Source organism: Ferrovibrio sp. MS7 (genome assembly GCF_038404985.1).
Lineage (GTDB): Bacteria > Pseudomonadota > Alphaproteobacteria > Ferrovibrionales > Ferrovibrionaceae > Ferrovibrio > Ferrovibrio plantarum.
In genome coordinates, this window is sequence record NZ_JBBKBA010000003.1 from 271,482 (window position 1) to 292,251 (window position 20,770).

Annotated in this window: 20 protein-coding genes and 1 tRNA gene; 8 read left to right on the plus strand and 13 right to left on the minus strand. The window is 65.6% G+C overall.

Translation table 11 applies throughout. The features are described 5' to 3' along the window. Positions 1–27 precede the first annotated feature (27 nt). From V6B08_RS19605 to gatC, 4 genes are all read right to left on the minus strand, one after another. A complete protein-coding gene (locus tag V6B08_RS19605; RefSeq protein ID WP_341984110.1) occupies positions 28–2,130 on the minus strand; it encodes a protein-disulfide reductase DsbD family protein in 2,103 nt (700 codons plus the stop codon). Positions 2,131–2,216: 86 nt separating this feature from the next. Beyond that, entirely contained in the window at positions 2,217–3,686 is a 1,470-nt protein-coding gene (gatB, locus tag V6B08_RS19610) for an Asp-tRNA(Asn)/Glu-tRNA(Gln) amidotransferase subunit GatB (RefSeq protein ID WP_341984112.1), read from the minus strand. A 1-nt stretch (position 3,687) separates the two neighbouring features. Continuing rightward, positions 3,688–5,166: an Asp-tRNA(Asn)/Glu-tRNA(Gln) amidotransferase subunit GatA gene (gene gatA, locus V6B08_RS19615; RefSeq protein WP_341984114.1), complete on the minus strand. Its 1,479-nt coding sequence runs from the start codon at positions 5,164–5,166 to the stop codon at positions 3,688–3,690. Continuing rightward, a complete protein-coding gene (gene gatC / locus V6B08_RS19620) occupies positions 5,166–5,453 on the minus strand; it encodes an Asp-tRNA(Asn)/Glu-tRNA(Gln) amidotransferase subunit GatC (protein ID WP_341984116.1) in 288 nt (95 codons plus the stop codon). The genes gatA and gatC overlap by 1 nt, the downstream gene beginning before the upstream one ends. Positions 5,454–5,621: 168 nt before the next feature. Between gatC and ruvX the strand changes: the two genes are divergently transcribed. Further along, complete coding sequence (gene ruvX / locus V6B08_RS19625) at positions 5,622–6,062, plus strand: Holliday junction resolvase RuvX (protein WP_341984480.1); 441 nt, start codon at positions 5,622–5,624, stop codon at positions 6,060–6,062. Here ruvX and V6B08_RS19630 read toward each other — a convergent pair. Continuing rightward, positions 6,044–6,778: a substrate-binding periplasmic protein gene (locus V6B08_RS19630; RefSeq protein ID WP_341984118.1), complete on the minus strand. Its 735-nt coding sequence runs from the start codon at positions 6,776–6,778 to the stop codon at positions 6,044–6,046. The genes ruvX and V6B08_RS19630 overlap by 19 nt on opposite strands. A gap of 179 nt (positions 6,779–6,957) precedes the next feature. On the opposite strand from V6B08_RS19630, the gene V6B08_RS19635 reads away from it, so the two are divergent. Beyond that, positions 6,958–8,181 carry an MFS transporter gene (locus tag V6B08_RS19635; RefSeq protein WP_341984120.1) on the plus strand — a complete coding sequence of 408 codons (1,224 nt, stop codon included), beginning with the start codon at positions 6,958–6,960 and terminating at the stop codon, positions 8,179–8,181. Between the two features lie 18 nt (positions 8,182–8,199). On the opposite strand, the gene V6B08_RS19640 is transcribed toward V6B08_RS19635, so the two are convergent. Both V6B08_RS19640 and V6B08_RS19645 read right to left on the minus strand, forming a co-directional pair. Then, on the minus strand, positions 8,200–8,598 hold the full coding sequence (locus V6B08_RS19640) for an OmpA family protein (protein ID WP_341984121.1): 399 nt from the start codon (positions 8,596–8,598) through the stop codon (positions 8,200–8,202). 101 nt (positions 8,599–8,699) lie between these two features. After that, positions 8,700–9,077, minus strand: a complete 378-nt coding sequence (locus tag V6B08_RS19645; protein ID WP_341984123.1) for a nuclear transport factor 2 family protein — start codon at positions 9,075–9,077, stop codon at positions 8,700–8,702. Positions 9,078–9,136: 59 nt separating this feature from the next. On the opposite strand from V6B08_RS19645, the gene V6B08_RS19650 reads away from it, so the two are divergent. Next, positions 9,137–10,561: a dipeptidase gene (locus V6B08_RS19650; protein ID WP_341984125.1), complete on the plus strand. Its 1,425-nt coding sequence runs from the start codon at positions 9,137–9,139 to the stop codon at positions 10,559–10,561. Between the two features lie 50 nt (positions 10,562–10,611). Here the strand turns inward: V6B08_RS19650 and V6B08_RS19655 are convergent, their stop codons facing one another. The 6 genes from V6B08_RS19655 to V6B08_RS19680 all read right to left on the minus strand — a co-directional run bounded on the left by V6B08_RS19655 (position 10,612) and on the right by V6B08_RS19680 (position 17,095). Beyond that, the gene (locus tag V6B08_RS19655; protein WP_341984127.1) at positions 10,612–11,037 is read right to left on the minus strand and encodes a cytidine deaminase; all 426 of its coding nucleotides are present in this window, start codon (positions 11,035–11,037) and stop codon (positions 10,612–10,614) included. Position 11,038: 1 nt separating this feature from the next. Continuing rightward, entirely contained in the window at positions 11,039–13,696 is a 2,658-nt protein-coding gene (locus V6B08_RS19660) for a valine--tRNA ligase (protein ID WP_341984129.1), read from the minus strand. A gap of 85 nt (positions 13,697–13,781) precedes the next feature. Then, on the minus strand, positions 13,782–14,417 hold the full coding sequence (locus tag V6B08_RS19665; protein WP_341984130.1) for a DUF2497 domain-containing protein: 636 nt from the start codon (positions 14,415–14,417) through the stop codon (positions 13,782–13,784). A gap of 209 nt (positions 14,418–14,626) precedes the next feature. Continuing rightward, positions 14,627–16,021, minus strand: coding sequence for a TolC family outer membrane protein (locus tag V6B08_RS19670; RefSeq protein ID WP_341984131.1), 1,395 nt, complete (start codon positions 16,019–16,021; stop codon positions 14,627–14,629). Positions 16,022–16,089: 68 nt separating this feature from the next. After that, the gene (locus V6B08_RS19675; protein WP_341984133.1) at positions 16,090–16,419 is read right to left on the minus strand and encodes a rhodanese-like domain-containing protein; all 330 of its coding nucleotides are present in this window, start codon (positions 16,417–16,419) and stop codon (positions 16,090–16,092) included. Positions 16,420–16,423: 4 nt separating this feature from the next. Continuing rightward, complete coding sequence (locus V6B08_RS19680; protein WP_341984135.1) at positions 16,424–17,095, minus strand: protein-L-isoaspartate O-methyltransferase family protein; 672 nt, start codon at positions 17,093–17,095, stop codon at positions 16,424–16,426. Between the two features lie 242 nt (positions 17,096–17,337). Between V6B08_RS19680 and V6B08_RS19685 the strand changes: the two genes are divergently transcribed. The 5 genes from V6B08_RS19685 (at position 17,338) to V6B08_RS19705 (ending at position 20,769) form a co-directional block, all read left to right on the plus strand. Further along, a tRNA-Cys gene (locus V6B08_RS19685) sits at positions 17,338–17,411 on the plus strand. A gap of 135 nt (positions 17,412–17,546) precedes the next feature. Beyond that, positions 17,547–18,458 (plus strand): AAA family ATPase, encoded by a 912-nt coding sequence (locus tag V6B08_RS19690; RefSeq protein ID WP_341984137.1) that lies wholly within the window; start codon positions 17,547–17,549, stop codon positions 18,456–18,458. Positions 18,459–18,461: 3 nt separating this feature from the next. Further along, entirely contained in the window at positions 18,462–19,697 is a 1,236-nt protein-coding gene (locus V6B08_RS19695; RefSeq protein ID WP_341984139.1) for a vWA domain-containing protein, read from the plus strand. Beyond that, positions 19,694–20,038, plus strand: coding sequence for an XdhC family protein (locus V6B08_RS19700; protein WP_341984141.1), 345 nt, complete (start codon positions 19,694–19,696; stop codon positions 20,036–20,038). The genes V6B08_RS19695 and V6B08_RS19700 overlap by 4 nt, the downstream gene beginning before the upstream one ends. After that, complete coding sequence (locus V6B08_RS19705; protein ID WP_341984143.1) at positions 20,035–20,769, plus strand: XdhC family protein; 735 nt, start codon at positions 20,035–20,037, stop codon at positions 20,767–20,769. The genes V6B08_RS19700 and V6B08_RS19705 overlap by 4 nt, the downstream gene beginning before the upstream one ends. Position 20,770: the final 1 nt, after the last annotated feature.

The following is a 20,770-nucleotide window of genomic DNA, read 5'->3' on the forward strand; positions in this document are numbered from 1 at the left end:
CTCCTTTTCTGGTTCAATCCGTCTGGTTCAAAGCCGGTTCAACGCGTCCAAGACAATGCCTTCGGTAAGCAACTGCGGCAGCACTTCCGGCGCAGCCGCCGGGTCCGCAGGGTAAAGCACGTAAAGCGGCACACCGGAGCGGCCATACTGCCCGAGATACCGGGTGATGGCGGGATCGCGCCGCGTCCAGTCGCCTTTCAGCGCCAGCACGCGGCGCTCCGAGAGCTTGGCGGCGATGGTGGATGACGACAAAGCCGCGCCCTCGTTGACGATGCAGGTGACGCACCAGGCCGCCGTCAGGTTCACCAGCACCGGCCGACCCTCGCGCCGTGCACTCTCGATTGTCGCCGTGTCGAAACGGCTCCAGGCGATGGCCGAGCCCGGTACCGAAACTTTCGCCTCGGCTGTCATCGTGGCTGGTTGTTCCTGCGGCAGGATCAGCAATGCCAGCGCAGCGGCAACAGCCGCCGCCGCCGGCAGCCGGGCCAGGGCGGGCCGCTTCGCCCCCTCGCCCTTGCCCCAGGCCCAGGCGGCGAAGCCAAGCAGCAGCATGCCGAGTAGACCGGCCAGCATGGCATCGGCACCGGCCTGCTGCGTCAGCACCCAGAGCAGCCAGGCGGCAGTGGCGAACATCGGGAAAGCCAGCGCCTGGCGGAACACCGTCATCCAGGTGCCGGGACGCGGCAGCAGGCGCGCAAGGCCCGGCGCTAGGCTGAACAGCAGGAAGGGCAAGGCCATGCCGAGGCCAAGCCCGAGAAATACCAGCATCGCCTGGGCCGGCGGCGCCGCCACGGCATAGCCGAGCGCCGCGCCCATGAACGGCGCCGTGCAGGGCGTCGCCACCACCACCGCCAGCGCGCCGGTGAAAAAGGCGCCCATGCTGCCGCCACGCTCGGCGAGGCCGCCGCCCAGATTACTGGCGAAGCGGATCTCGAACAGACCGGCAAGGTTGAAGCCGATCAGCGCCATCAGGTAAGCCAGCCCCAGCACCACCAGCGGGCTCTGCAACTGGAAGCCCCAGCCGATGGCGGCGCCGCCGGCGCGCAAGGCCAGCAGGCTGCCGGCCAACAGCGCGAAAGTGGCGAGCACGCCCGCGGTATAGGCCAGGCCCTCGCGCCGCACCGCGCCGCGCTCGGCCTGCCCCAGTCGTGCAAAAGCCAGCGCCTTCATGAACAGGATCGGGAACACGCAAGGCATGATGTTGAGCAGCAGGCCACCCAGCATCGCCATCAGCAACGCCTCGATCGCCGTGACGCCAGGCGCCTGCGCTGCCTGCAATGGCGCAGCAGCCGCAGGCTTCGCCGATATCGTGAATGCCTGGCGTGCCGTGGTGCCATCGAGCTTCTCGGTCAGCACCAGCACGCCATCCAGCGGCGCCAGCGGCTTGCCCTTGTCGATGCCGCGCTCGATCTCCAGCGTCAGCCCCCTGGCATCAACGCGCAACGTCTGTGCCGCTGCATGCTGCACGGCATTGCCGTCGGAGGCGAAGAAATGCACCGCCTGCAGCCGTTCGGCATCGAGGCCCGGCGCCTCGATGCGCAGGCTCAGCCGCTCACCGCCGTCGGAAACACTGGCGCTCCATGGACTGATGCTGGGCTGCGCCTGGCGTGCCGCCGTGAACAGCCCGGCCCAGCGCATATCCGGCGCGGCAGGCCCGGCGCTGATCGGCAGCGCCAAGCTCAGCTCCGCTTCCTCCGGAACACAGATTTTCTCGCAGGTCAGCCAGGTGGCACTGGCCTTCAATGCCACCGTCTCGCCAGGCCGGGCATCCTTCGGCGCCATCACCGCCACGGGCAGCAGGAACTCGCCCTCATAGCCGTAATTCACCAAAGGCGGGATCGGGATGCGCTGCGGCGCCGGCCACAGGATCTCGCCAGCCTGCCAGCCGGCGGGAAGTTCCCAGGCGATCTCGGTGGCGAGCCCGGAGTCGCCGGGATTACGCCAATAAGAATGCCAGTGTTCGCGATGCTTGAGCCGCAACGCCAGCCACAACGTCTCGCCGGGCGCAATGCCTGTGCGCTCGGCCACGAGTTCCGCTTCGGAATACTCGGTCTTAACCGCCTGGGCCGTGGCAAGCGACGGCACGAACAGCAGCAAGAGCAGCAGCGGCAGGAGGCGTATTTTCTGCATTAACGCCAGCCTACCGGAAGCCATGCCGGGGTCAATCCACCTCACGCCAGAGTGATGAGAGGATTGCGGCCCCCCGGAACCTGCTGTCAGCCCGCCAGCTTCTTCTTTAGCAGTTCATTCACGGCGGCCGGGTTGGCTTTGCCGCCCGATGCCTTCATGGTCTGGCCGACGAAGAAGCCGAACAGCTTGTCTTTGCCTGAGCGATACTCGGCCACCTTGTCGGCATTGGCCGCCATCACCTCGTCGATCACCTTTTCGATGGCGCCGGTATCCGTGACCTGGCGCATGCCCTTCTCATCGACGATGGTAAGCGCATCCTTGCCGGTCTCCACCATCAGCGCGAACACATCCTTGGCCAGACGGCCGGAGATGGTGTTGTCGGCGATCAGGTCGATCAGGCCGCCGAGCTTCGCGGCGGTGATGGTGAAGTCGGCCATGCTCTGGCCGGACTTGTTCAGCACGCCGAAATACTCGGTGATCACCCAGTTGGCGCAGAGCTTCGGGTCACGACCCTTGGCGACGGCTTCGTAGAAGTCAGCCGCCTCCTTCTCCGCCACCAGTACGCTGGCATCATAGGGGCTCAAGCCCAGCTTCTCGATGAAGCGCGCCTTCTTCTCGTCGGGCAGTTCCGGCAAAGTCGCCTTGATGCCATCGACCCAGGCCTGCTCGAATTCCAGCGGCAGCAGGTCGGGATCCGGGAAGTAGCGGTAGTCATGCGCTTCTTCCTTGGAGCGCATGCTGCGGGTGATGCCCTTGGCGGTATCGAACAGGCGGGTCTCCTGGTCGATCTTGCCGCCATCCTCCAGAATCTCGATCTGGCGGCGGGCTTCATACTCGATGGCCTGCTGCACGAAGCGCACGGAATTGACGTTCTTGATCTCGCAGCGGGTGCCCAGCGGGCCGCCTGGCTTGCGCACGGAGACGTTGACGTCGGCGCGCATCGAACCTTCGTCCATGTTGCCGTCGCAGGTGCCGAGATAGCGCAGGATGGTGCGCAGCTTCTTGAGATAGAGGCCGGCTTCTTCCGAATTGCGCATGTCCGGCTCGGAGACGATCTCCATCAGCGCCACGCCGGAGCGGTTGAGGTCGATGAAGCTCTCGCGCGGGCTCTGGTCATGCAGGCTCTTGCCAGCATCCTGTTCCAGATGCAGCCGCGTGATGCCGATGGTGCGGGTGCTGCCATCGGGCATGTCGAGCAGCAATTCGCCCTTGCCCACCACCGGCTGCAGATACTGGCTGATCTGGTAGCCCTGCGGCAGATCGGCGTAGAAGTAGTTCTTGCGGTCGAATACCGAATGCAGGTTGATCTGCGCCTTGAGGCCGAGGCCGGTGCGCACCGCCTGCTCGACGCAGAAGCCGTTGATCACCGGCAGCATGCCGGGCATGGCGGCATCGACAAGGCTGACCTGATGGTTCGGCGCCGCACCGAATTCGGTAGCGGCACCGGAGAACAGCTTGGCCTTGGAAGCGACCTGGGCATGCACTTCCATGCCGATGACGATTTCCCACGGACCAGTAGCGCCCTGGATATAGTTCTTTTCCGGATTCTCGCTCATGTCACTTGCTCCACCAGGCTTCCGGCATCGCCTTGTAATCCGCCGCCTGCTCGATGCTGCGCGCCACGCGTAGCAGGGTCGCTTCATCGAACGGCTTGCCGATGAGCTGCAGGCCGAGCGGCAGGCCATCGCTGTTCAGATTGGTCGGCACCGAAATCGCCGGCACGCCGGCCAGGTTGATCGGCACGGTGAACACGTCGTTGAGATACATCGCCACCGGATCGTCGCTGTTGGCGCCAATCGGGAAAGCGGCATTCGGCGAGGTCGGCGTCAGGATTGCATCGACACGCTGGAAGGCGGTGTCGAAATCCTTCTTGATCAGCGTCCGCACCTTCTGCGCCTTGGTGTAATAGGCATCGTAATAGCCCGCCGAGAGCACATAGGTGCCGATCATGATGCGGCGCTGCACCTCGCGGCCGAAACCGGCACCGCGGGTATTCTCATACATCTCGGTGAGGTCCTTGCCCGGCACGCGCAGGCCGTAGCGCACGCCATCGTAGCGTGCGAGATTCGACGAGGCTTCGGCCGGTGCGACGATGTAGTATGCGGCAAGTGCGTGGTATGTGTGCGGTAGGCTGATATCCACCACTTCGGCCCCGGCGGCACGCAGCCATTCCTTGCCGCGCTCCCAGAGCGCGGCGATTTCCGGGTTCATGCCGTCCATGCGGTATTCGCGCGGAATACCGATGCGCAGCCCCTTCACGCCGGCGTCCAGATTGGCGGTGTAATCCGCCACCGGCAGATCCACCGAGGTGCTGTCCTTGGTATCGAAGCCGGCCATGCCCTGCAGCAGCAGCGCGCAATCGCGCACGGTCTTGCCCATCGGGCCGGCCTGATCCAGCGACGAGGCATAGGCGATGATGCCCCAGCGCGAAACGCGGCCATAGGTCGGCTTGATGCCGGTGACGCCGCACAAGGCCGCCGGCTGGCGGATCGAACCGCCGGTATCGGTGGCGGTGGCGCCGAGCGCGAAGCCGGCGGCGACGGCGGCGGCGGAACCGCCTGACGAGCCGCCCGGCACCAGCTTCTCGCCATTCTTGCCGCGCCAGGGATTCACCGTCGGGCCGTAATAGCTGCTCTCGGTGGAGGAGCCCATGGCGAACTCATCCAGGTTCACCTTGCCCAGCATCACCGCGCCCTCGGCCCACAGCTTGGCGGTGGCGGTGGATTCATAGGCCGGCTTGAAGCCATCCAGGATGTGGCTGGCCGCCGTGGTCAGCACGCCCTCGGTGCAGAACAGGTCCTTCACCGCGATGGGGATGCCGTCCAGCAGACCAGCCGAACCAGCGGCGCGGCGCGCATCGGAGGCGCGCGCCATGGCAATCGCCTGCTCTGGCGTTTCGGTGATCACGGCATTCAGCGGCTTGGCCGCCTGCATCGCCTTGATGCAGGCCTCGGTCAGCTCGACGCTGGTGAATTCCTTCTTGGCCAGGCCGGCAAGCGCGTCGGCGATGGTCAGGCGGGCGGGATCGAGGCTCATTATTCAACCACCTTGGGAACCGTGTAGAAGCTGCCCTGGCGGCCGGGCGCGTTCTTCAGCACCGCCTCTTCGTTGCCGCCATCGTTGACCACGTCCTCGCGCTGGCGCAGCTTCATCGGCGCCACCGAGGTCATCGGCGCCACATTGTCGGTATTCACCGCCTGCAATTCCTCGACGAAGGAGAGAATCTTGTTCAACTCGGCCGTCATCGCCTCCTGGCGTTCCGGCTCCAGTTTCAGCCGCGCCAGCTTGGCGATCTTCGCCACCGTCGCTTTATCCAATGACATGCGCTGTCCGTTCGTGCTAGCAGGTCGGAATCATTACGAAAATCGCGGCGGAAAGTAGCATTCGTGACCCTTCCCGGCAACCCATCCTCACCCCCCTCAAGCCCTGGCCCAAAACGCCCGCCGAAGCCTGGCGCGGCGCCGCTCTGGCTCGGCGAAAACCAGCGTTTCCTGGGGCTGGACCTCGGCACCAAGACCATCGGCCTGGCGCTTTCCGATGTGGGGCACAAGATCGCCACGCCCTATGCCACGATAGCGCGCAAGAAGCTGAAAGACGACGTCGCCGAACTCACCCGCATCACTACCAAGGAAGGCGTCGGCGGCCTGGTGCTGGGCCTGCCGGTGAACATGGATGGCACCGAGGGGCCACGCTGCCAGGCGGCCCGCGCCTTCGCCCGCAACCTTGGCCCGCTGCTGCCGCTGCCGCTGACCTACTGGGATGAACGGCTCTCCACCGTCGCCGTGCAGCGCATGATGGTGGAAGCCGATTTAAGCCGCGCGCGCCGCGCAGAACTGGTGGACAAGCTGGCCGCCGGCTACATCCTGCAGGCCTATCTCGACTGGCTGCGCGGCCAGGAACCGGCAGCGGCGGATCAGTCCGGCAGCCCGTAGCGCTGCTTCAGCGCGCTGAGCATCGCAGTCTCGCGCTGCATCCATTGATCCAGCCGCTGCAGCAGGTCCTTGTTGTCGCGGGTGGAAACGTAATAGCTACCGCGCTGATGCGGCAGCCGTTGATCGAAAACCAGCGTCTCGTCCGGCAGCATCATGATGTAGCGCATCTGGTGCTTCAGCACTTCCACATTGCCGAACAAACCCTCTGCCTGCCCCAGCAATGTCTCGCGGATCGAGGCGCCGAGTGACGTCAGTTCAATCAGGGCCGGCGGCTGTAATTGCCAGGGCGTAGCCGCCGGCAGGCTGAAACCGCGCACCATGGCCAGGGTATGCAGCGGCTCGGCCGGCTGTTTCAGCCGTTCCGGCTTCACCATGATGCCGTCGATATAGCCCACCACCGGCTGGCTGTAGGTCACACCCGCAGCCTGCTTCGGCTCCGGCTGCCAGCTCGGGTGATCGGGGTATTTGAAGGTGATGCGGCCTTCCAGCAGCGCCTGGTGCAGGCGCACCACCGGCAGCGGACGGTATTCCACCGTCAGCCCCTCGGCGGCGGCGAAGGCATCGAAGAATTCACGCCCGAAGCCGCGATAAGTGCCAGACAGCGTGGTGTAATGCGGCGGGTAATCGAGATCCTCGACGCCGACAATTATGCCACGCGGCTGAGACCGGACATCGAAGCCGACGCCGAGTGCAGCCACCGCTAGAAATATGTACACAAACAATCTAACCACAAGAGGTTTTTGCCATAGGGCCAGGGGCAGCACAAGTGAGCTTTGCTGCGCGGCACCGCAAATCACAACCAGGGCTGTGTTTTTGGGCAAAAACCGCTACAGTGCATGCAACCGGCGGTAAAGCCGGGATGGAAACGCCGCCGCCAGCATAACCCAAACCGCTAATGACCGATCTCGCCCTCCCTGCCGGCCAGAAGCCGGAATTGCCCTTCCGCGACATGCAGGTGATGGCGCTGATCGGGCTGGCGCATGGCATCAGCCATTTCTTCCAGCTTGTGCTGCCGAGCCTGTTTCCGCTGCTCAAAGATGATTTCCAGGTCAGCTATACCCAGCTCGGCGCCGTGATGACTGTGTTCTATGTCACCTCCGGCCTGTTGCAGACGCCGGCCGGTTTCCTGGTCGACCGCATCGGCGCGCGCAACGTGCTGCTTGGCGGCCTCGGCCTCTATTGCGCCGGCATACTGCTCTATGGCCTGGCACCAAGCTTCTGGATGCTGTTTCCCATCGCCCTGCTCGCCGGCGCCGGCAACAGCGTGTTCCATCCCGCCGATTACTCGATCCTCAATGCCTCGGTGAACCAGACCAGGCTCGGCCGCGCCTATGGCTCGCATACGCTGGGCGGCAATCTCGGCTGGGCGCTGGCGCCGCCGCTGATGGCCGGTGCGGCCTTGCTGCTCGGCTGGCGCGGCGCGCTTGCGCTGGCGGCGGTGATCGGTTTCGCCACCCTGGCCTTGCTGCTGCTTGGCCGTGAGCGCCTGGCCGAGGATGTGAACAGCAAGGGCCGCGCCCAATCCGCCGGCGGCGACAAGGCCAGCCTCGCGCCCATGCTCAGCCTGCCGGTGCTGGTCTGCTTCGGCTATTTCCTGCTGCTCGCCATCGGGCTGGTGGCGATCCAGAATTTCCTGCCGACCACGCTGGATGCGCTGCATGGCACGCCGCTCAGCCTCGCCACTATCGCCCTCACCAGCTTCCTGCTCGGCGCTTCCGCCGGCGTGATGCTGGGCGGCATTGTGGCGGACCGCGGCATTCCGCCGGGCAAGATCGTGGTGTTCGGCCTGCTCAGCGCCGCTGCCCTGCTGCTGCTGGTGGCGCGCTTCGACCTGCCGGCCTTGCCGATGGTCGCGGCGATTGCTGCCGCCGGCTTCCTGCAAGGCAGCACCACGCCATCGCGCGACCTGATCGTGCGCGCCGCCGCGCCCAAGGGCGCCTCGGGCCGCGTGTTCGGTTTCGTCTATTCCGGCCTCGATGCCGGCTCGGCCCTGGCGCCGCTGGCGGTCGGGCTGCTGCTCGACCACGGCGCACCGCAGCATGTGCTGGTGCTGTCAGCGGCAACCTTTGCGCTGACCACGCTCACCGTCTACGGCATCCGCCGCGTCAGCGCGCAATAGGCTTCAGTTCAATAGCCCCTAGTTTATTAGCATGGGCTGGCGCTGGCGCAGTTCGGCGTTCACCATCGGGCCACCCTCTCCTGGCAGACTGATGCGGCTGGCGGTGACGGCGACATGGCCCGGCTCGACGCCGCGCGCCAGCAGGTAATCACGCACGGCTTCGGCACGCGCCAGGCTGAGCATCACGGCCTCGTCGCCCTCATCCAGCGAAGCTTCGCCGGTAAGGGTCAGTTCAGCATCATCGAGCAGCGCCACCTGAGTATCCAGCACGCGCTGCGCCAGATCGCTCAAGCCCGCCGATTGCTCGGAGAAGAATACAACCGTCTGTTTCAGCGTGTAGTCACGCTCTGCCTCCTGTGCCAGGACAGCGCCCGGCAGGGAAAGCATCAGGGTGGTTATCAGGGCAACAGCACGCATGGCCATCCTCCTTGATCGGATGGCCCTAGACTCCCGCCAGATTGGGGCCGCTTTGTGGCCCTGTTATGGAATCACTTTGACACTGCCGCCGGAAAACCACGTTAAACCGTTTCGAAATGATAGGTTTTCGAAATAATCTGCCAACGGCCATCGAGCAGCACGAAGTTCAGGTAGTCGGTGAACAGGCGCGGCAGGATGGCGCAATTCAGCTTCACCAGCGCCGTGTTCGGCCCGGTGACATCCAGCAGCAGCAGGCGCTCATGCTCGCGGCCCTGGCCCTTCGACTTGGCGGACGGGCGGGAATTCACCAGGTCGTACCACTGCTGCTGGTCCACATTCACCAGGGTGTTGCCGGTGGTGCAGTAGAGATGCGCCGCCGGATGGAACGCCTGCGCCAGTTTCTTGGTGTCGCCTTCATACAACCCATCGAGATAGGTCTGCACCACGGCGAGAATGTCCTGCTCTGGACGATTATGCATTGTTTGGTTTCCTCCTGGCTGCCTGCGCCGCATAATCGCCCGCGAAGCAGGAGGACGCAATGCGCATCGGCTGGGAGGATATCCACGCGGGCCGCACCGAAGCCCTGCACGGTACCTGGGTGGAACTGGAAGGCTGGTGCCTCGGCCTGGAAGGACCGCAGCGCAGCGACTATTTCGCGCTCACGGATGAGCCGGGCTGCTGCGCCACGCATCTGCCGCGCGATCCAGCACGGCGTGTGGAAGTGCTGGCTGCCCTGCCGCTGCGCCTCGATGCCCCGCGTCTGCGCCTGCGCGGCGAATGGCAACGCCTGCCCGGCGACGATCCCGACGACTGGCGCTACCAGCTTCGCCAAGCCAGCCCTGTCGCTGACCCGATGGAAGCCGCACCGCATCCCGGCTTCACCCGCCGCGCCATGCTGGCCGGCGGCGGCGCCCTGCTCGGCCTCTCCGCCTGGCGTCCCCAAGCCGCCCAGGCGGCAACACCGGCACTCGGCACAGCCGAGATGCGTGCCCTACTCACTGCCCTGCCCACCATCGACATCCACAGCCATGGCGGCTCGTTGATCGGCCTGCGCCGCACCGAGGAAGCCGCGCCCTTCTCACCGCTCGCCGAACCGATGCGCCAAGGCGGCATGGCGGTGGTCTGCCTTACCGTGGTGGCGGATACGCCGGTCACCACCATCACCGGCGGCCAGGTGAAGCCGGTGCGCGATCCCAAGCCCGGCGAACTTTATGGCTTCGCCACCAAGTCGTTTCCGCGCGCGCTGGCGCTCGCCAAGGCGCAGAATCTGAAAGTCATCACCACAGCAACCGAACTGGCGGCAACGCGGCCCGATAATCCCGGCGTGATCATCGCCAGCGAGGGCGCCGACTTCCTGGAAGGCAAGCTTGAGCGGCTGGACGAAGCCTATAACCGCTGGCAGCTTCGCCATCTACAATTGACGCATTACCGCCCGAACGAACTCGGCGATATCCAGACCGAGCCTGCCGTGCATGGCGGCCTCACGGCGTTTGGCGCCGAGGTGGTGAAACGCTGCAACCAGCTTGGCGTCGTGGTGGATGTGGCGCATGCGCCGATGAACATGGTGCGACAGGTGGCCGAGGTCAGCACCAAGCCGCTGGTACTGTCGCATACCTCGATGACCATCAAGCCCGGTCCGACCAGCCGGCAGATTTCGCGCGAGCATGCCCGCTTCATTGCCGCCACGCGCGGCGTCATCGGCATCTGGCCGCCCAGCGGTATCTACGCCACCATGGCCGAACTGGCCACCGGCATCGCCCGCGTGGCGGAACTGATCGGCACCGATTATGTCGGCATCGGCACCGACATGATGGGCTTGGTCGGCGCCTCGACGTTCGACAGCTATACCGAACTGCCGACCCTCGCCAATGCGCTGCTGGGCGTCGGCTTCAAGCCGGCGGAAGTGCAGAAAATCCTCGGCGGCAATTACGCCCGCGTCTTTGCCGCGACCGTTGGCGGCTGACCCTTGCTTCGTCACTCTCGCGAAAGCGAGGGTGACGAAGAAAATCAGCCTTAGGGCTGGCGGTGGTATTTCAGTGGCAGCAAGTCTGCGGTGCTAAAGGCACGCAGGCCGCCATCGACGTCCAGGATCACGCGGGCATCGGGCGCGAAGTCGCGCAGCATCTCGCGGCAGATGCCGCAGGGCGCCACAACTTGAATCTGCTGGTTAGCCTCGGTCGGCCTGGGATGCCGCACCGAGACGATGGCCGTGATCGGATCGTCCTTGCCGGCGCCCTGGGCCATCGCCTGCCCCACCGCCACCGCTTCCGCACAGACGGATGCACGCCCGACATAGGTATCGAGATGCAGGCCGGTGACGATCTTGCCCGAGCGCGTGCGCAGGGCCGCCGCGATGTGATGCCGCCCGACGGCGTAACGCTGCCGTATCAGCCCGCGCGCGGCTTCCAGCAATTCGGCATCTTCGGTGGGCAGCGTCATGTCAGCCAAGCTGCGCCAGCGCCTCGCCGAGTTTCTCGGCGAGCGCGCCCTGCACCACGCGGCGTTCGCGCTGTTCTTCCACCACGGCTTCCGGGGCGCGCGACATGAAGGTGGCGTCGCCGAGCTTGGCGTCGATCTTGGCGATCTCGGCCAGCGCCTTGTCGCGCTCCTTGGCCAGGCGCGTGCGCTCCTTGGCAATGTCGATCACATCGGCCAGCGGCAACACCAGGGTGGCATCATCCAGCACGACGCGGGCCGAGCCCTGCGGCACCGGCTGCTCCAGCGTGATCGTCTCGATGCGCGCCAGGCGCTTGATCGGATCGGCATGACGGTCCAGCCGCGCCGCCACGTCGGCGCCGCCGCCATTGACAATCAGCGCGATCTTCGCCGCCGCCGGCACGTTGAGTTCACTGCGCGCCGCGCGCACGCCCTCAATCAGGCGGATCAGCCAGTCGATCTCGGCAGTGGCTGCCGCATCGTCGGCGCGGGCGCCATCGCTCGGCCAGTCACGCAGCATCAGGAAGCCGCCACTCTTACCATCGGGGCTCTTGCCGTCAAACAACTGCTCCCAGAGTTCTTCCGTGATGAACGGCATGAAGGGATGCAGCAGATGGATCAACTGCCGCAGCACATAGGCGCAGGTGGCGCGCGTCTCGGCCTTGGCGGCGCCCTCCTCGCCCATCAGCACCGGCTTGATCAATTCCAGATACCAGTCGCAGAACACCGACCAGGTGAACTGGTAGAGCGCGGCGGCGGCCTCGTTGAACTTGTAGGCTTCCAGCGCGGCGGTGGTCTCGCGCGCAGCACGGCCCAAGCGGCCGATGATCCAGCGGTTCACCGTCTGCTGCACGGCGGCGGGATCGAAGCCGGCATCAAGCCGGCACTCGTTCATCTCGGCGAAGCGCGCGGCGTTCCACAGCTTGGTGGCGAAGTTGCGGTAGCCCTCGACGCGGCTCTCCGACATTTTCACGTCGCGGCCCTGGGCGGCGAAGATGGAGAGCGCGAAACGCAGCGCATCGGCGCCGAATTTGTCGATCAGGTCGAGCGGGTCAAGCACGTTGCCCTTCGACTTCGACATCTTCTGGCCCTTCTCGTCGCGGACCAGGGCGTGGATGTAGACGGTGCGGAACGGTACTTGCCTAGTGAAATGCAGGCCCATCATGATCATCCGGGCGACCCAGAAGAAGATGATGTCGAAACCGGTGACCAGCACGTCGTTCGGGTAATGCGCCTTCAGCACGTCGGTCGGTTCCGGCCAGCCGAGCGTCGAGAACGGCCACAGCGCGGACGAAAACCAGGTATCGAGCACATCCTCGTCGCGGGTCAGCGCAACGGTCTTGCCGTAATGCTTGCCGGCCTGCGCTTGCGCTTCCGCCTCGTCATAGGCGACGAATACCTGATTGTCCGGGCCATACCAGGCCGGGATCTGGTGGCCCCACCAGAGCTGGCGCGAGATGCACCAGGGCTGGATGTTACGCATCCATTCAAAGTAGGTCTTGTCCCAGCTCTTTGGCACGAACTGGATATCGCCCTTCTCCACCGCCTCGATGGCGGGCTTGGCCAGCACCTCGGCGTTGACATACCACTGCTCGGTCAGCCATGGCTCGATCACCACCTGCGAACGGTCGCCATGCGGCACCATATGGGTGTTGGGCTCGATCTTCTCGACCAGTTCGAGCGCCTCGAGATCGGCCACCACCTTCTTGCGCGCGGCGAACCGCTCCAGGCCACGATAGGCTTCCGGCACGTTGTCGTTGAGATGGGCGTGCTTGTCGAAAATGTTGATCATCTCGAGGCCATGGCGCTTGCCGACCTCGAAATCGTTGAAGTCATGCGCTGGCGTCATCTTCACCGCGCCCGAGCCCTTGGTGGGATCGGAATACTCGTCGCCGACAATCGGAATCCGCCGGCCGACCAGCGGCAGGATGGCATACGAGCCGATCAGGTGCTTGTAGCGTTCATCTTCCGGATGTACCGCAATGCCGGTATCGCCCAGCATGGTCTCGGGCCGCGTGGTGGCAACGGTGATGAATTCGCCGCTCCGGCCTTCCAGCGGATACTTGAAGTACCAGAGATGCGAACGCACCTCATGCTGCTCGACCTCAAGGTCGGAGATCGCCGTCAGCAGCTTCGGGTCCCAATTGACCAGCCGCTTGTCCTTGTAGATCAGGCCATCGCGATAGAGTTCGACGAACACCTTGCGCACGGCGGCGCTGAGGCCTTCATCCATGGTAAAGCGTTCGCGGCTCCAGTCGCAGCTTTCGCCAAGCCGGCGCTGCTGGCCGGTGATCATGCCGCCGGATTCCGCCTTCCACTCCCACACCGCCTCCAGGAACTTGGCGCGGCCCATGTCGTGACGGCTCATCTGCTTGGCGGCGAGCTGGCGCTCCACCACCATCTGCGTCGCGATGCCGGCATGGTCGGTGCCCGGCTGCCACAGCGCATTGCGGCCGCGCATACGCTCGAAGCGGATCAGCACATCCTGCAGGGTATGGTTCAGCGCATGGCCGATATGCAGGCTGCCGGTGACGTTCGGCGGCGGCAGCGCGATGGTGTAGGGCCTGCCGGATTTCACGCCGGGCTTGAAGGCGCCGGCCTGCTCCCAGGCCTCATAGAGGCGCTGTTCCACGGATTGCGGCTGATAGGTCTTGTCCAGCATGGTCCAACTCGGGGGCAAAAACGGGCGCAAATAAAAGACGATCCGGGCCAGTCAGTCCAGCCCGGAGAGCATCATTCAGGCGGATTTACAGGTGGTCCTGCTCCTCTTCCGCCTGAATAGTCAGGCGGGCCACCTCGCGCTCGACGATGCGCTGTACGATGGTGGCGAGATGCGCGTCGAGCCATTCCTTGAGCATCGGGCGCAGCAATTCCTTCACCAGCTCTTCCAGCGTGCGCTGGCCATTGCCCAGGCCCATGGCGCGGCCGCCGGCGACGGCGCCGGCAAGGGTGCCAAGATGGCTCGCGGCCCGGGTGGCCGTCGGCTGCGAGACCAGGGCCTCGTAGTCGTCGTCCCGCACCACATCGGTGAGGTCGTAGATTTCCTCGCGCGGCGGCGGCGGCGGGCGACGACGCGGCGGCGGGGGCGGGGGCGGAGGGACATATTCCTCCTCCGGCTCCGGTTCCGGGTCGGCCATACGCGGCGGCGGTGGCGGCGGGGGTGGAGGCGGCGGCGGCGGCTCGGGTTCCGGCTCCGGCTCGGGCTCGGGTTCCGGCTCGGGCGGCGGCGGTTCCGGCTCGGGTTCTGGCGCAGCAGCTACGGGTTCGGGCTCAGGCGCCGGCGCGGCGGCATTCTCAGCCCCATCCTCGGAAATAATCCGGCGGATGGAGGCAAGAATCTCCTCCATTGTCGGTTCGCTCTGCCCTGCCTTAGGGTCGCTCATCCCCTGCCCGATCTTCCCGTCACGGGGAAATCACCCCGGTCTGGCTGCTTGAACCTGCCTGTAGCGCGGCTAGCGGCACGAAACGGTGCCGACCAGCCGGTAACACCGACTCGTCAGCACCATGATATGCCTACAAAAGATAACCGAACTGTTAAACCGGGTTAAGGCGTTTTTCCCGATCCTGCAAGGCCTTCGCCGAAAATCTGCGATTATTCGACGTCGAGCCCGCCATCGGTGCCAAACCACAGGTCGCGCACCCGCGTGTAGTTCTCGGCCGGATCGTAAAGCTGTACCGGCAGGGAGAGGTTGCGGGCCGAAAGACGGCCAACCGCCGAGTAGAGCACGAAGCCGGCGACATACTCATCGCGCTCGGCGCGCACCTGCGCCACCTGGGCATCGAGGTATTCCTGCTCCGCGTCCAGCACGTCCAGCGTGGTGCGCGAGCCGACCTCGGCTTCCTGCTGCACGCCTTCGAGGGCGATGCGCGAGGCCTGCACCTGCGCCTTGCGGGCGTTGATGTTGGAGCGCGCGGTATTGAGGTTTTCCCAGGCCTGGGTGACGCTCTGGCGCACCAGGCGGCGCTGCTCGTCCACCTGGATGCGGCGCTGATTGAAGGTCTGCTTGCGCTGGCGGGTCTGGCTGTAGACGCCGCCGGCCTCATACAGCGGCACCGTCACCTGGATGCTGGCGCGGGCGGTGTTGAGGTCGAGATCGGCGCGGCTCTGCTCCGTGGTGCGGGCCGCCGAAGCATTCAGCGACACGCTGGGCAGCAGCGCGCCGGAGGCCGCGCGCACATCGGCGCGGGCCGACAGCTCGCGGAACTGCGCCGCCTGCAATTCGGGGTTTTCCTTGTCGCCAATCGAAATCGCCTCGTCCTCGTTGGCCGGCAGGGTCGGCAACGGCGGCGGCGGCACCAGGCGGCCCGGCTGAAGGCCGGTGATGCGGGCGAAGGTGGCGCGGCTGGAGATCAGCGCGCCCTCGGCGGAAATGCGGTCGGCGGTGGCACGGCTCAGGCGCGATTCCGCCTGCGCCACGTCGGTGCGGGTGATTTCACCGACGCGGAAACGCTCGCGGGTGGCTTCGAGCTGGCGACGCAGCACACCTTCGTTATTGCGGGTCAGATCGACCACGGCCTGATCGCGCAGCACGTCCATATAGGCCGTGACGCTATCCTGCAGCACGCGGCGCTCGGTGCTGGCGAGATCCTGGCGGGCGGCCTGGACCAGCGCCTCGGCACTGTCGGTCAGCGCTTCGACGCGGCCACCGCGATACAGCGGCTGGGTCACCGAAACGCCGAGCGAGGTCGGGTTGATCGTGTCGCTCATGGTGGAAGCGGTATTCGGCTTGTAATCCTGGCGCAGCACGCCGGCTTCGCCGGTCAGGCTGACGGTTGGACGCCAGCCGGAAAGCGCCTGCGGCACGCCTTCATCGGTGGCCCGCACCGCGGCGCGGGCGGCACCCAGTGTCGGGTTGTTGGTATAGGCGTTGGACAGCACCTCATTGAGGGTCTGCGCTCCGGCCTGGGACGCGGCCAGAAGCCAGGCGGCAGACAAGATCGCAGCACTACCAAGAAGCGCACCGCGCAAGAAAGATACTTTCGCCATTCCAACCACCATTCTTCCCCTGGGCCCCGTCTCCGGGCAGCCCGCCATATTCAATCAGCCAGAAACCGTCAGTAGGTCGCCATGTCCGGGTCGATCCGTTCGGCCCAGGCATGAATACCGCCGGCGAGGTTAATCGCCTGTGAAAATCCATTCGCCCGCAGCCACTGGGTGGCCCGCAGGCTGCGCCCGCCATGATGGCAGAACACCACCACCCGGCTGGCCTTCGGCACTTCCCCGGCCCGCGCGGGAACCTGGCCCAGCGGGATATGGATGGCACCCGGCAGGGCGCAAAGCTTCACTTCCCAATCCTCTCGCACGTCGAGCAGGGCGACATCTCCCTTGCCCTCGAGCCAGAGCGACAATTCCTCAACTTCGATTTCCACCGGCAGGGCAGTCATCGGCTCAGAACACGAAGCCCGCAGGACGCTCGAAGCCCGGCAGCGGCCGCGTGGCGGCGTCGAAGATCACACGTTCGGCGAACAGGTTTCCGGCGCGCTTGACCAGCACGGCCTGACCCATCGGCGCCCCGGTCGGACGACGCACCGCCACCAGACGGCCGCCCTCGGCAAGCTGCTGCTTGAGCTGGGCCGGGATTTCCGGCACCGCGCCGGCCAGCAGAATCACGTTATACGGCCCCTGCTTCGCCAGGCCATCGGCCAGCGGGCCTTCGATCACCGGGGCATTGTCGAGGCCAAGCTGGGCCATCAGCTTGGTCGCTTCGGCGGCAAGCGCCGGGTCGCTTTCCAGGCCGATCGCGGTGCTGGCCAGGCGGGCCAGCACGGCCAGGTCGTAGCCGGTGCCACAGCCGACCACCAGGGCGACATCGCTGGCGGCGATATCGGCTTCCTGCAGCAGGCGGGCCAGCACCAGCGGCTCCATCAGCGCGCGACCGGCGCCGACAGCGATATCCTCATCCAGATAGGCCACGCCCCGGTAGGATTTCGGCACGAATTGTTCGCGCGGGGTCGCCGACATGGCCGCAATCAGGCGCTCGTCGATCACCTTGTTCGGCAGCAACTGGGTCAGCACCATCTGGCGCCGGGCCTCGGCGAAAAGTCGGTCGGCGGAAGCCATCACACGATTCCGGTTTGGAGCAGAGGGAATTAGCCCTCGGTTTATAATGCCGCATTGCGGCAAAAACAACGTCCGTAGTTTGGCTTAGCCGCACCGGCCTGTGACATCTGTCACAGCCGCCAGTAGCCCGCCGGGGGTCTTCGGGCCAGAGACTCCGGCCTGGCTGCCCACGCCCCCCGGCACTTGACCCGGCCAACCGCTTCCGCCTACAAGGGCCGTCGCATCTGCTTGATGCCTTTCGGGGTCCGGTGGCGGAGTGGCTACGCAGAGGACTGCAAATCCTCGTACGCCGGTTCAATTCCGGCCCGGACCTCCATATTCCCCCTCCTGAAAGCCTTCCTTCAACCTGCGCTAGCAGGCCGGGTGAATTGCGCGCCACCCCTGGCCTGGGGCAGGATGGCCGCCCGTCCCGCTCCCCGCGGTTCCGTAGTCTGACCGGAAGCCCCCGCCTATGTCCGCCCTGCCCGCCTCCATCGATGCCGTCGAAACCCTGCTCGCCCATGGCGACTACGTGGCCGACCGGCCGCTGGCCACCAGCCTGTTCCTGGCGCTGAAAATGGGCCGGCCGCTGTTTCTCGAAGGCGAAGCCGGCGTCGGCAAGACCGAGATTGCCAAGGTGCTGGCAACCACGCTGAACCGCCGCCTGGTGCGGCTGCAATGCTATGAGGGCCTGGACCTCAATTCCGCCGTCTATGAATGGAACTACCCGCGCCAGATGCTGGAAATCCGTCTGGCGGAAGCCGCCGGCGAACAGGATCGCGGCAAGATCACCCGCGACATCTTTTCCCGCGACTTCCTGATCGAGCGACCGCTGCTGCAGGCGTTGCAGGACGATGCCGCCGGCCCGCCGGTGCTGCTGATCGACGAACTCGACCGCACCGATGAGCCTTTCGAGGCCTATCTGCTGGAAGTGCTGTCCGATTTCCAGATCAGCGTGCCCGAACTCGGTGTCATCAAGGCGGCCGAGCCGCCCATAGTCATCATCACTTCGAACCGGACCCGCGAAATCCACGACGCGCTGAAGCGCCGCTGCCTCTATTATTGGGTGGATTATCCCAGCGCCGAGCGCGAACTGGCGATCCTGGAGCGCAAGGTGCCGGGCGCGCCGAAGCGGCTGAGCCAGGAGATCGTGCGTTTCGTGCAGGCGCTGCGCAACCAGGAACTGTTCAAGCTGCCGGGCGTCGCCGAGACCATCGACTGGACTCGCGCGCTGACCTTCCTCGACAAGGTGGCGCTGGACCCGGAGACCATCGACAACACGCTGGGCGTCTTGCTCAAGTATCAGGACGACATCGCGAAGATGCAGGGCAGCGAGGCAGCCGCGATCCTGCGCCAGGTGCAGCAGGAACTGGCGGGGCTCTGACGCATGAACCTGATGGCGCCAAGCGAAAGCCCGGAAGGCGGCCGCTTCGCCGAGAATATCGTGCACTTCGTGCGCATGCTGCGCGCCGCCGGGCTGCGGCTCGGCCCCGGCAAGGCGCTGGAGGCGGTGCGCGCGGTGGAAGTCGCCGGCATCCAACGGCGCGACGATCTCTACTGGACTTTATTCTCCGTGCTGGTGAACCGCCGCGATCAGCGCGAATTATTCGATCAGGCGTTTCATATCTTCTGGCGCGATCCGAAAATCCTCGAACGCCTGATGCGCATGATGCTGCCCGAAGCCGAGGGTGGCGCCGAGCCGCAGAAGCATCAGATGTCGCGCCGCGTGCAGCAGGCGCTGATGCCGAACCGCCAGGGCAAGGCGAAGGAAGATGACCGCGAGCGCGAGATCGAACTCGATGCCACGCTGACTTTCTCGGCCAGCGAATTGTTGCAGACCAAGGATTTCGCCGAGATGAGCGCCGAGGAAGTGGCGGCGGCCCATGCAGCGCTGGCGCGCATCGCATGGCCTTTCCCGCCGCGCCGCACGCGCCGCTTCAAGCTTGATCCCAGCGGCAAGCGCATCGATCTGCGCGCCACGCTGCGGCGCTCGCTGCGGCTTGGCGGCGGCGCCATCCCGCTGGTGCGCAAATCCAATGTCACGCGCGAACCGCCGCTGGTGGTGCTATGCGACATTTCCGGCTCGATGAGCCAGTACAGCCGCATGTTCCTGCATTTCATGCATGCCCTGAGCAATGACCGAAGGCGCGTGCATAGCTTCCTGTTCGGCACCCGGCTGTCGAATATCTCGCGCCTGCTGCGCCAGAAGGATGTCGACAAGGCGCTGGCCGATGTCGGCTCGCGTGTGCCGGACTGGTCCGGTGGCACCCGCATCGGCGCCACGCTGGCCGAGTTCAACCGCTACTGGTCGCGCCGCGTACTCGGCCAGGGCGCCGTGGTGCTGCTGCTCACCGATGGCCTCGACCGCGAGCCGGGACCGCAGCTCGCGCGCGAAATGGAACGGCTGCACAAGTCATGCAAGCGGCTGATCTGGCTCAACCCGCTGCTGCGCTGGGATGGCTTCGAGCCGAAGGCGCTCGGCATCCGTGCCATTCTGCCGCATGTTGACGATTTCCGTCCCGTGCACAATCTAGACTCCATCGCCGAACTCGCCGCCGCGCTCAGCGGCCAGAACGACATCGGCAACCGGCTGCAACAGAACCTCGGAAGGATGGCGGCATGAGCCTTAATCAAGAGAGTAATGCAGCGCGCGAAGATCTGCTCGCCGAGGCCCTGGCCTGGAAAACCTCCGGCAAGGGCGTTGCCATCGCCACCGTGGTCACCACCTGGGGCTCGGCGCCGCGCCCGGTCGGCAGCCAGTTGGTGATCGATGATGAAGGCCGCTTCCTCGGCTCGGTCTCCGGCGGCTGCATCGAGGGCGCCGTGGTCACTGAAGGCCTGGACGCGATCCAGGATGGCAAGCCGCGCCTCTTGAGCTTTGGCGTGTCCGATGCCCAGGCCTGGGAAGTGGGCCTGGCCTGCGGCGGCAAGATCCAGGTCTATGTGGAGCGGCTGGACGGATGAAACAGGAAATCCTCACCCAACTCCAGGCCGACCGTGCCGCCAAGATTCCGGTGGTGCTGGGCACCTTCCTCAATAGCGGCGAGCAGCGGCTGTTCTATCTCTATGGCAAGAAGGGCCTGAAGGATATCGATCCGCGCATCGGCGAGGCGGCGCGCGCCGCCATGCTGGAAGACAAGCCGCGCACCATCGAGACCGATGACGGCCCCCTCTTCCTCAATGTGTTCAATCCGCCGCTGCGCCTGATCCTGGTTGGCGCCGTGCATATCGCGCAGGCGCTGGTGCCGATGGCGCAGTTCGCCGGCTACGAAGTGGCGGTGATCGATCCGCGCAGCGCCTTTGGCAGCGAGGCCCGCTTCCCCGGTGTGTGGCTGTCGAATGAGTGGCCGGACGAGGCCATGGCGCAATTGAAGCCTGACCTGCGCACGGCGGTAGTGACGCTGACGCATGATCCGAAGGTGGACGACCCGGCATTGCAGATGGCGCTGAAGTCGGACGTGTTCTATATCGGCGCGCTGGGCAGCAAGAAGACCCATGCCTCGCGCCTCGAACGCCTCACCGCCGCCGGCTTCGGGCCGGAGGATCTGGCGCGCATCCATGGCCCGGTAGGGCTGTCCATTGGCGCCAAGACACCGGCTGAAATCGCCATCGCCATCCTGGGCCAGATGACTCAGGCTTTGCGCCAGCCGGCGCCTAGTTCACATTCGGGCGCTACCACCAGCGCCGCCGCCTGAC

Excerpts from the sequence above, each read along its gene's own strand:
- V6B08_RS19695 (WP_341984139.1), top strand. The coding sequence starts at position 18,462 with ATGAACCTGATGGCGCCAAGCGAAAGCCCGGAAGGCGGCCGCTTCGCC.
- V6B08_RS19660 (WP_341984129.1), bottom strand. The coding sequence starts at position 13,696 with ATGCTGGACAAGACCTATCAGCCGCAATCCGTGGAACAGCGCCTCTAT.
- gatB (WP_341984112.1), bottom strand. The coding sequence starts at position 3,686 with ATGAGCGAGAATCCGGAAAAGAACTATATCCAGGGCGCTACTGGTCCG.
- V6B08_RS19645 (WP_341984123.1), bottom strand. The coding sequence starts at position 9,077 with ATGCATAATCGTCCAGAGCAGGACATTCTCGCCGTGGTGCAGACCTAT.
- V6B08_RS19680 (WP_341984135.1), bottom strand. The coding sequence starts at position 17,095 with ATGGCTTCCGCCGACCGACTTTTCGCCGAGGCCCGGCGCCAGATGGTG.
- V6B08_RS19650 (WP_341984125.1), top strand. The coding sequence starts at position 9,137 with ATGCGCATCGGCTGGGAGGATATCCACGCGGGCCGCACCGAAGCCCTG.
- V6B08_RS19690 (WP_341984137.1), top strand. The coding sequence starts at position 17,547 with ATGTCCGCCCTGCCCGCCTCCATCGATGCCGTCGAAACCCTGCTCGCC.
- V6B08_RS19665 (WP_341984130.1), bottom strand. The coding sequence starts at position 14,417 with ATGAGCGACCCTAAGGCAGGGCAGAGCGAACCGACAATGGAGGAGATT.
- V6B08_RS19705 (WP_341984143.1), top strand. The coding sequence starts at position 20,035 with ATGAAACAGGAAATCCTCACCCAACTCCAGGCCGACCGTGCCGCCAAG.
- V6B08_RS19640 (WP_341984121.1), bottom strand. The coding sequence starts at position 8,598 with ATGCGTGCTGTTGCCCTGATAACCACCCTGATGCTTTCCCTGCCGGGC.
- V6B08_RS19670 (WP_341984131.1), bottom strand. The coding sequence starts at position 16,021 with ATGGCGAAAGTATCTTTCTTGCGCGGTGCGCTTCTTGGTAGTGCTGCG.
- V6B08_RS19635 (WP_341984120.1), top strand. The coding sequence starts at position 6,958 with ATGACCGATCTCGCCCTCCCTGCCGGCCAGAAGCCGGAATTGCCCTTC.
- V6B08_RS19605 (WP_341984110.1), bottom strand. The coding sequence starts at position 2,130 with ATGCAGAAAATACGCCTCCTGCCGCTGCTGCTCTTGCTGCTGTTCGTG.
- gatC (WP_341984116.1), bottom strand. The coding sequence starts at position 5,453 with ATGTCATTGGATAAAGCGACGGTGGCGAAGATCGCCAAGCTGGCGCGG.
- V6B08_RS19655 (WP_341984127.1), bottom strand. The coding sequence starts at position 11,037 with ATGACGCTGCCCACCGAAGATGCCGAATTGCTGGAAGCCGCGCGCGGG.
- V6B08_RS19675 (WP_341984133.1), bottom strand. The coding sequence starts at position 16,419 with ATGACTGCCCTGCCGGTGGAAATCGAAGTTGAGGAATTGTCGCTCTGG.
- gatA (WP_341984114.1), bottom strand. The coding sequence starts at position 5,166 with ATGAGCCTCGATCCCGCCCGCCTGACCATCGCCGACGCGCTTGCCGGC.
- V6B08_RS19700 (WP_341984141.1), top strand. The coding sequence starts at position 19,694 with ATGAGCCTTAATCAAGAGAGTAATGCAGCGCGCGAAGATCTGCTCGCC.